At 72.3% G+C, this 726-nt stretch carries 1 protein-coding gene; it reads left to right on the top strand.

Annotation, left to right across the window (positions count from 1 at the left end):
* Positions 1 to 673, top strand: a 673-nt coding sequence (locus AC2W7M_RS26745; RefSeq protein ID WP_486136236.1) for a TolC family protein, incomplete at its 5' end; no start/stop codon positions are given.
* Between the last annotated feature and the right edge of the window lie 53 nt (positions 674 to 726).

Genomic DNA, 726 nt, shown 5'->3' with positions numbered 1-726 from the left:
TCACGCTCTTGGTGCGCTGGCGGGCCAGCGACACGGCGGCGTTCTCCACGTCCTCGAGCGCGGTCAGGACCGCGGCCTTGTAGGCGAGGAAGCTCTGGTCGCCCAGGCGGAGGCGAACCGCTATCCCTCCGTCAGCCTCACCGGCACCATCAACGCCACCGGCGCCCAGCTCGGCGACCTCGCCCGTTCCTCCTCCATCAGCTGGTCGTTCGGCCCGACGCTCTCGGTGCCGATCTTCACCGGCGGCCAGCTCAAGGCGGCGGTGGAACTGGCGGAGGCCGAGCGCGACCAGAGCTTCCTCGCCTACAAGGCCGCGGTCCTGACCGCGCTCGAGGACGTGGAGAACGCCGCCGTGTCGCTGGCCCGCCAGCGCACCAAGAGCGTGAAGCTCGCCGCCTCCGCCGCCGCCTATCGCGAGGCGGCGGGGCTCTCCCGCGCGCTCTACGAAGGCGGCGCGTCGAGCTTTCTCGACGTGCTCACCGCCGAGCGCGCGCTCTATGCGGCCGAGACCAGCCTGATCCAGAGCCGGGTCGCGACGGCCAAATACTACGTCGCCCTCCACAAGGCCCTCGGCGGCGGCTGGGACGGCGCGGTGGACACCTCCCGCCCGGAGGTGGTGGACCGCGACACCGGCCCGCGCTTCGCGCCGCTGCCCGTGGCGGCGACACAGTGACCGGATACGCGCCATGAACGCTTCCCCTCCCCTCGACCAGATCGGCACGGCGG

The sequence above is a fragment of the Xanthobacter sp. BG11Y11_SDJG genome, from assembly GCF_057364445.1.
This window is presented reverse-complemented; position numbering and strand designations above follow the sequence as displayed.